8 protein-coding genes and 1 pseudogene are annotated in these 5,547 nt (G+C 58.4%); 4 read left to right on the top strand and 5 right to left on the bottom strand.

Features of this window, described 5'->3' with window-relative positions; all coding sequences use genetic code 11:
* A pseudogene (locus tag CP49_RS20990) lies at positions 1-185 on the bottom strand (F0F1 ATP synthase subunit A); the annotation flags it as partial.
* 646 nt (positions 186-831) lie between these two features.
* Between CP49_RS20990 and CP49_RS20985 the strand changes: the two are divergent.
* Positions 832-1,446 carry a DinB family protein gene (locus CP49_RS20985; RefSeq protein WP_082646129.1) on the top strand — a complete coding sequence of 205 codons (615 nt, stop codon included), beginning with the start codon at positions 832-834 and terminating at the stop codon, positions 1,444-1,446.
* 464 nt (positions 1,447-1,910) lie between these two features.
* Entirely contained in the window at positions 1,911-2,309 is a 399-nt protein-coding gene (locus tag CP49_RS20980; RefSeq protein ID WP_245310784.1) for an ATP dependent DNA ligase, read from the top strand.
* 1,072 nt (positions 2,310-3,381) lie between these two features.
* On the opposite strand, the gene CP49_RS44870 is transcribed toward CP49_RS20980, so the two are convergent.
* On the bottom strand, positions 3,382-3,570 hold the full coding sequence (locus CP49_RS44870; RefSeq protein WP_156438553.1) for a hypothetical protein: 189 nt from the start codon (positions 3,568-3,570) through the stop codon (positions 3,382-3,384).
* Positions 3,571-3,709: 139 nt separating this feature from the next.
* The gene (locus CP49_RS46175; RefSeq protein WP_197423168.1) at positions 3,710-3,874 is read right to left on the bottom strand and encodes a hypothetical protein; all 165 of its coding nucleotides are present in this window, start codon (positions 3,872-3,874) and stop codon (positions 3,710-3,712) included.
* A 261-nt stretch (positions 3,875-4,135) separates the two neighbouring features.
* On the opposite strand from CP49_RS46175, the gene CP49_RS20975 reads away from it, so the two are divergent.
* Positions 4,136-4,399, top strand: a complete 264-nt coding sequence (locus CP49_RS20975; protein WP_057852103.1) for a hypothetical protein — start codon at positions 4,136-4,138, stop codon at positions 4,397-4,399.
* Here CP49_RS20975 and CP49_RS20970 read toward each other — a convergent pair.
* On the bottom strand, positions 4,391-4,606 hold the full coding sequence (locus CP49_RS20970; RefSeq protein WP_057852102.1) for a hypothetical protein: 216 nt from the start codon (positions 4,604-4,606) through the stop codon (positions 4,391-4,393). The two genes, CP49_RS20975 and CP49_RS20970, sit on opposite strands and share 9 nt — an antisense overlap.
* A complete protein-coding gene (locus CP49_RS20965; RefSeq protein WP_057852101.1) occupies positions 4,599-4,844 on the bottom strand; it encodes a hypothetical protein in 246 nt (81 codons plus the stop codon). The genes CP49_RS20970 and CP49_RS20965 overlap by 8 nt, the downstream gene beginning before the upstream one ends.
* A gap of 33 nt (positions 4,845-4,877) precedes the next feature.
* On the opposite strand from CP49_RS20965, the gene CP49_RS20960 reads away from it, so the two are divergent.
* Entirely contained in the window at positions 4,878-5,243 is a 366-nt protein-coding gene (locus CP49_RS20960; RefSeq protein WP_063791729.1) for a hypothetical protein, read from the top strand.
* Positions 5,244-5,547 lie beyond the last annotated feature (304 nt).

Genomic DNA, 5,547 nt, shown 5'->3' with positions numbered 1-5,547 from the left:
ATCGACTGGTAGCGGCCGGGAACAAGTTGTCGGCCTTTCATGCCGCGAATAGTCAGGAAGCAAATTACCGCCACCGTGAGCAGCATGTAAGCTGAGGAATTGGTGAAGTAGATGGCGTGATCGCCGATCTGGCCGATCTTGAAGAAGTTTTTGATTTCGAACTGGTGGATCGGGTCGAGTGTCATGCGCGGCTCCTTCTCCACTAGACCGGCATCTCCAAACTCTCACCAACAGTTAAATCAATTCACATGCCGTGTTGATTTAGGTCAATTGGACCCGCCCCCATAAGCGCCCTTGGCCTTCTGGTAGAGGTTCATTGTCTCAGGGCCAGTCTCACACGTTGAGTTGGGGCAAATTCGAGATTGTTGTAATCCTGACCCGTTTTCCAATTGGAACGCTAAGATTTGAGATTTTTCGAGCTGCTCTCAAGGACCGCACGACTGCCGACAGTTGGCGAGATGAGATGCTGTTTGTTGCGGCGCATGAGTCGGTTATTGGGCACGAAACGGACCTGCAGGTTCTCCCAGCGAATGTCGGCTATGAGGGATAAAGCGGCTCGGACATCGCCAAACCGACTCGATTGACCCAGTTCGGACTTCCGCGAGGCTTCGTTTGGTCTGTCTGATGGCCGACGCGCCATGAAAAATACGATGCGTCTGGGAGACACCGGATACATGCCAAGTCGGCCTCGGTGCCCCGATTGGCGCTGGGGCCGTTTTCGCACCGGCTAGCCAGAGCAAAACAGGCCACTTGCGAAACTGAAAGGGCCGAGGTCGGAACCTTTTTCTCGGCTTCTTCTTATTTCGTCAGGTCATGTCGGCCCGTAACAGCATGATCACCCAAGAGCACTTCAAACTGCTTGCTGCTTACAACCGTTGGGCTAACGCCCGACTTTACGCGGCAGCTCTTGACCTATCAGAACTATCTTACCGCCTTCACACCGGTGTCTACTTCGGTAGCCTCCACGGAACCCTGAATCATCTGCTGCTGACCGACAGGCTTTGGTTGAAACGATTGACCGGGGAAGGCGACCTTCCAAACGATCTCAATGCAATCTTATATGAAGACCGCATCGAACTAACCAAGGCTCGTATCGCAGAAGACAATCGGATGATCGAGGTCACCGGAAAGTACGGTGAAACAGCACTGAGAGGCCTTCACAGTTACAGAACAACATCAGGAATGCCGCAGTCACAGGTTCTCGCGGATATTCTGCTGCATTTGTTCAATCATCAGACGCATCATCGCGGCCAAGCCCATGCCTGTCTCTCTATTCTTACTGGTGGTGAGCCGCCGTCGTTGGACTTATTGGACTTTCAAAGAGGCGGCTCAGCGCCAAACCTCGAAAAGTTAATTGCCAGCAAACCAGCGGATTGCAAGAAAGACAAAGAGCGCGACGACCGCCGCCGTGGTCCGAAGTCGCGCTCGCATCGGGATTCGCTCTAGCGGTTGCCTTGAGCGATTTGCGGGGCGGATTACCGAGCCACGCAAGATCAGCATCGACACCCGATGTCACGGTAGTTTTATTGCTGGGAGCGCAGCACGGAACTCTTTGCTAGGTCGGTCAGCTTGACTACACCGCCTGGCTAGCCGTCGAAACGTAGTGCTCTTTAGTTAGGCGGCTCTTCATTGTCGGCGATCGCTTCGTGTGCTTCGCGGCCTCTCAGAGCTTTTCGCTCCGCGGAAGAGAGACCGGGATCAGTGTTTCTCTTGTCGTCGGTCATTTCCGCTTTGCTTTTCGCATTCACTCCACGTCCGCGCGTGAGCGATAGGTAACTCACCAGCCAGGATCGACTGGTCTACTACGCGTTCGACCTTCACTGGCGCGATGGAGACCTTCGCAAGCTGCCGCAGATCGAGCGCAAGGAGCTCCTGTTAGATTTGCTCGGCGAAAACGACATGGCCTTCCAGTGCTGTTTTCTGAACATCTCGTCGGCGACGGTCAGAAGATGTTTGAGCATGCTGCCAAGCTGCATTGGGAGGGCATCATTTCGAAGCGGGCGGACGGGCCGTACCGATCGGAGCGAAATGAGAACTGGCTGAAAATCAAGGCCGTGCAGAAGGGCAAATTCCCCGTTGTCGGTTTTGTCAAAGACCCGAGCGGCGTCGCCGCCCTGTATCTCGGCAAACAGGAAGGTAAAGACCTTGTCTACATGGGCAAGGTTGGGACGGGGTGGTCTCGCACCGTGTCAAACCAGATCAGAAAGCAGCTCGACACCGTGCTCAGCCCGAAGTCAAAGCTAAGCAGACCTATCAGGAAGCCGAAAGCAAGATGGGTAGAGCCAAAGTTCTATGCCGCTGTTGAATAGCCCACCGGTGGCGGCGCGCTGTAGGGCCTTCCTACGTTGCGCTCTGAGGAAGGCCCGCCTTTCTGTTCGCCGAGTTCGCCCTTCCTGACGGCGCTCTGTCCCAGACTTCGCCGTATCTGCGGGCGGCGTCGTGGGCGTGGTGGGCGTCGTCGTGGTTTGGGCTTCAGCCTGTGACGCCGTCAGAACTGCAGACGAAGCGACAAGTCCAAATGCAGCCGCGTATCCAAAGGAACGCGAGTGCGTTGCGACGACAGACCTGTTTCGGCTCCGAACGTTCAGGCTCCCGTTTGCTGCCCAGAGCATGTCACCTAAAGTCGAGAAGCAGCTTTTGATCTAAATCAACTGGGCGATGCTGCGTCAGGCCGCGACTATGGCGTGCGTCGCGTGGCTACCTGTGCGCTGGCGCGGCTTGCTTGGTGTCCTGTGGCCCTGCGCTCCCGGCGCGCTGTAGGGCCTTGCCTCTGATGCCTGACGCCTGCCCGTCGCTGCCGCTCCCGTGTGCGGTGCCTGTTTGCCGCGCCTGTACGGTGACACCAGCCCGCCGCCACGTAGCGATAACCACCCACCGCGCGGTTCTCGGCTCGCCTGCCGCCTGTCCGGCTTGTGCCGTCGCTCGCCGCTCGGCTGTTGCCCTGCGTTCGTTCGGTCGCGCACGAATGGTCTCCAGTGGGATTTGGCTGGGTTCACCGGCAACGTTGGGGCGAGGCAGGGAACTATTTTGTCAACAGCCGCTTGAATTATGTGCCAACGCGCACGAGGAGGTGCTCCAGCCATGCGCCTTCAGACATATCGGGACGAAAATCACTCCAGACACGTCGATTTGGTCGGCCACCACTGGTCAATTGACCTAGTGGCCGTAGCAGCCGCTGGCATCCTAGTGGTGGGCTTCACCTGTACCATCGTAGCCCTGTGGGTCCACTAGCCGAGTCGGGCGCGCTCGTGGAGGATGGGAAGATTCTATCAGCAATAAGTGCTGAGGGCCGCAGCTCATCTTTGCGTGCTACAGTGGCATGGGGCGGGCAGCGACCTTAGGCCGTCCCAGACTGTCCCGCAAGGGTGCGGAACGGTTACTTCACGGCGTTGCCGCTTCCGTAATGGGCGATGCGCGCTGCTGCCGTCGCCTGCGATGGTCGACACGGCGCGGGTGATGCCGTGCGGCGCTGGTGATGGCGTGCGCGCGATGCTCGCACGGCCACGTCGAGGTCGCGGCGATGCTGGCTGTTACCGTCGAGGGATGCTGTCCCTCCGCATCATGGGCCATCAGGGTCCTCCCGAGGGCGTGACTTCTTGCGGGGACCGCGAGACGGGCCGGTGCGAGGATATTTGCAATCGCGCAATCTCGACTTAATTTTATGCCGATTGGACACAAAGGCATGCACATGCGCCTTGGGGGGCCCGCCTTACTGCGGCAAATCCTTGCAGAGCTTAATCGCGATCATGACGGTCGAGCCGATTGCGACTACCACCGGGCAGACAAACGGCAACTCTTCTAGCAGGCCGACAAGGACCGCTCGGACGCGGAGAGTTCTCTTCACATGCGCGAAGCGCCAGCCTGCCACACCCATCGGACATCTCCGTTTGGCCCCCAGCAGCAGCGGTCTGATTTTCAACGCGAAGCGAGTCCCGTCTATTGCCAATTCGGGTGTTTCCTAGATCAAGGTGAAGGAACCCTTTAGGTCATAGGGATGCGTTGCCAAAGCAGGCTCAAGAATGACGCGAGCAGATTGTGCCCGTCGTGACAGCCACGCAGCTTTGATTGGACACCGCGCACACCGTGGTCGCTGATGTGATCCGAAAGCTAGTCGCCTTGCTAGGAATATCGCAGCATGTGGAACTGGATGATGCTGGGGCTAGAAAGCAATCGCGTGATCGGACTGCGCATGGCGAAATTGATGCGCGGCGACAAAGCGGCTCAACGAGAAGCCCGGCGCATGGTGAGCGAAAAAATGCTTGCTGCGGCGAAGGCCGGTACAAGTCTGATGGCTGGCGCATCCGGAGACAAGATTATTGAGCAGTATCGAAGAAAGGTGACAGCAAACGCCAAACGGCTCAGCCGCAAACGAACACGGCGCAAACGAAAATCACGCTGATCTTTCTGCAGGGCTCACTTGCTCTGCCGCTTTGACCGCCCACAACCGATAAGCCTCGTCCTCGAACGGGTCCGGCTCTGTCGGCAGCGGGATCAGCTTCGCGCCTTCCTTCGGAAAATGATCGAGGCCACGGCCCATCGCCTTGCCCTTCATCGTGTGCATGTCGAGGGCGTAGTCCGGTATCTCCGGCGCGAAGTCCTCAAGCAACGACCGAAGCCCGATGGCTGCGCCGAAGTGGCAGCCTGCACGGGACTTCGGTGATCTGCACATGATCCTGATGCAGTTGCCCTTCGCCGATGGACTTGCTGTAGCGGTCCCTCGACGCTGCGAGCGACGCGGCGACGAACGGAAAGACGTGCGGTGCCGTGATGGTGTCGAGGTCCTCATGGCAGATGATTTCCAATCGGTTGCAGACCATCGAGTGGAAGGCTTTTGACGTGTGCATCAGTTCGCACGCGAACGCGCAGAAAGAGGCAGAATGGAACGCGCAAAGAAATCTCTTCCGCTCCTAGCCATTTTTTTCCTCGCCGTGCTGTCCAAAGCGCAAACCGTTATGAGCGTGCTCGCAGCACAAATCCGCAGCCAAGGCTTTGCGTGCGATGAACCGCAGAAGGCCACGCGCGATGCGAAGCTGTCAAAGCCGGATTACGATGTCTGGATTCTCACGTGCAAGAATGCCACCTACCGAATTGGCCGATATGCCGACATGGCGGCAAAGGTGGAAACTGAAGTAGATCGTGCCGCATCCCTCCGGCTTCATCGAACCGTGCCAGCCCACGAAGGTGGCCCGGCCACCTTCCGGCCCGCTCTGTCCACGAGATCAAGCACGGCGGCTATCGGCTGATGGTGCGCCGGGATGGCGCGCGCGTGCGCTGCTTCACCCGCGGGGGCAGCGGACCGCTTCTCACGATGGCGCGGGTGATGAGCAGTCCCGTTCACGTAGATGAACGTGAGGTTTGATCCAGGTCAAGGGCGCGCAGCTCCCGCGCGCGAGGTTTCGGACAAACCCGCGGTTCGGCGCGACGCGCAGGTGTCCGCGGCTTCCTCTCTGAAAGAAGGAGTACGCTGATGTTGCGTCGAATTCTCATCGCTTCGGCAGCCGCAGCAATGCTGCTGGTCACCTTCACTCCCGACGACGCGTTCGCCCG

Source organism: Bradyrhizobium valentinum (assembly GCF_001440405.1).
GTDB classification, from domain to species: Bacteria; Pseudomonadota; Alphaproteobacteria; order Rhizobiales; family Xanthobacteraceae; genus Bradyrhizobium; species Bradyrhizobium valentinum.
Note: the sequence above shows the minus strand (reverse complement) of the source record. Positions and strands in the feature narration are given on the sequence as shown.